Source organism: Kocuria sp. SM24M-10, assembly GCF_001027955.1.
GTDB lineage: Bacteria > Actinomycetota > Actinomycetes > Actinomycetales > Micrococcaceae > Kocuria > Kocuria oceani.
Map to the genome: position 1 here is coordinate 1 of NZ_LDNX01000035.1, position 2,418 is coordinate 2,418.

The 2,418-nt window shown below is 75.8% G+C and carries 2 protein-coding genes; one reads left to right on the forward strand and one right to left on the reverse strand.

Going from position 1 to position 2,418, the window contains the following annotated elements; all coding sequences use genetic code 11:
* Nucleotides 1-58: 58 nt before the first annotated feature.
* The gene (locus ABL57_RS03995; protein ID WP_047802163.1) at nt 59-760 is read right to left on the reverse strand and encodes an SDR family oxidoreductase; all 702 of its coding nucleotides are present in this window, start codon (nt 758-760) and stop codon (nt 59-61) included.
* Nucleotides 761-980: 220 nt separating this feature from the next.
* Between ABL57_RS03995 and ABL57_RS04000 the strand changes: the two genes are divergently transcribed.
* On the forward strand, nt 981-2,375 hold the full coding sequence (locus ABL57_RS04000) for an aldehyde dehydrogenase (protein ID WP_047802164.1): 1,395 nt from the start codon (nt 981-983) through the stop codon (nt 2,373-2,375).
* Nucleotides 2,376-2,418: the final 43 nt, after the last annotated feature.

A 2,418-nucleotide genomic window follows, 5' to 3' on the forward strand; every position in this document is an offset into this window, starting at 1 on the left:
GGCCGCCGGGGACGGGGACGAAGGCCCGTCCCCGGCGGCCGCCGCACGATTCAGCCGGTCACGGCCAGGAGCCCTCCTCGGCGTGGGCGATGAACAGCTCGCGGATCTCGCAGCCGGCGGGCTGGGCGAGGGCGAACAGGACCGCGTTCGCCACGTTCTCCGGGTCGTTGAGCTGGGAGTCGTCCTGGGGCTTGTACTGCTCGTCGCGGTCGTCGAAGAACCGGGTCTTCATGCCGCCCGGGATGAGCTGGGTGACACCCACCTCGCCCTTGAGCTCGGCGGCCAGGGCCTGGCTGAAGCCGAGCACCCCGAACTTGGACGCGCAGTAGGCGGTGGCGTCCGAGACGCCCTTCAGCGCAAGGGTCGAGGCGACCGTGATCACCCGTCCGCGCGACTCCCGCAGCGCGGGCAGCGCCGCCCGCACGGTGGAGACCGTGCCGAAGAGGTTGACCTGGACGACCTTCTCCCACTCGGCGGTCTCCACGTCCTCGAGCCGGCCGCAGCGGTCGATGCCGGCGGCGGTGACGACCGCGTCCAGCCCCCCGGCCTCCTGCACGGCCCGCTGGACCGTCGTGGTAACGGCGGCGGTGTCGGCGACGTCCACCTGGTAGGCGGTCACGCCGTTCAGCGCGCTGATGTCCCGGTCCAGGACGATGGGGGTGCCGCCGTTGTCGCGGACCGCCTCGGCCACCGCGGCGCCGAGCCCGGAGGCCCCGCCGGTGATCAGGACGCGGCCGGGGTTGGTGGGCTGGAAACTCATGCAACTTCCTCTCTGCTGGGCACGGCCCCGCCCGCGGACGGGGCCGCGGGCGGACGTGCTGCTCCTCGTCGGAACAGGGGCAGGCCCCCGCGGACGCGGCGGCCTGGTCACTGCTACCGTAACCGGTCCCGGGCCATCGGTAAGTATGCTCATCGGGACAGCCCCGGCCCTCCGGCGCCTTCGCGGCCGGAGGGCGCCCGCCCGACGGAACAGGAGATCCATGACCACCGCAGCACCCACCACCGACCCGACCACCGAGCTCACCGTGCTGGACCCGCGGGACGGGTCCGTGGTGGGCACCGTGGCCGCGGCCACCGAGGACGAGGTCCGCGCCGCGGTCGCCGCCGCGCGCGCCGCCGCCCGGGACTGGGCGCGCACGGCCCCGGAACAGCGCGGCAAGGCCCTGCGAGCGGCCGCGGACCGCCTGTCCGAGCACGCCCGGGAGCTCGCCGAGCTCAACACCCGCGAGACGGGCAAGCCCTTCGAGGAGGCCCTGGGCGGGGTCGAGGCCGGGATCGGCACCCTCTACCAGTACGCCGAGCTCGGCCCCGTGCACCGGGGCCGCAGCCTGCGCGGGGACGTGCTGGCGGCGGACTACACCGTGGCCGAGCCGCGCGGCGTCGTCGTCGCCCTGACCCCCTGGAACGACCCCGTGGCCGTGGCCGCGGGCCTGCTCGGGGCCGCCCTGGTCTCGGGCAACACCGTGGTGCACAAGCCCAGCGAGCGCTGCCCGCACGTCGGCGCCCGGCTCGGGGAGATCCTCGCCGAGGCCCTGCCCGCCGGCGTGCTGGGCACCGTCAGCGGCGGGGCGGCCGTCGGCGAGCTGCTCACGGGGCTGCCCGGCGTCGACGTCCTGGCCCACGTCGGTTCCACCGCCACCGGCGAGGCCATCGCCCGCGCCGCCGTGGGGACCGGTGCCCACGTGATCCGCGAGAACGGCGGCAACGACGCCCTCGTGATCGACGACGACGTCGACCCGGTCTGGGCGGCGGAGCAGGCGGCCCTCGGGGCCTTCGCCAACGTGGGGCAGATCTGCGTGGCGGTCGAGCGGATCTACGTCCACCGCGCCGTGGCCGAGCCGTTCCTGGCGGCCCTCACCGAGCTGGCGCGCCGGCGCAACGCCGAGGGCGCGCTCGCGCCCCTGGTCGACGAGCGGATGCGGGAGGAGGTCCACCGCCAGGTCGCCGACAGCGTCGCCGCGGGCGCCGTCGTGCTGGAGGGGGCGCGGGTGCCCGAGGGACCCGGCGCCTTCTACCCCGCCACCGTGCTGGGCGAGTGCGTCCCGGGGATGACCGTCATGGCGGAGGAGACCTTCGGGCCCGTGGCCCCCGTCCAGGTGGTGGACAGCTTCGCGGAGGGCCTGCGGCTGGCGGCGGCCGACCGCTACGGGCTGGCCGCGACCGTCCTGACCGGCCGGATCGCCCATGCCCAGCAGGCCGTGGCGGAGCTGCCCGTCGGCACGCTGAAGGTCAACAACGTCTTCGGCGGCGCCCCGGGCGGTGCGGCGCAGCCGCGGCGGGCCAGCGGCGCGGGCTTCGGCTACGGGCCGGAGCTGCTGGACGAGATGACCCAGGTGAAGGTCGTGCACATCGAGATGCCCGCGGCCCGCGGCTGAGCCGCGCGGACGGCCCCCGGGCCTGGTCCGACCCGACCGGTGC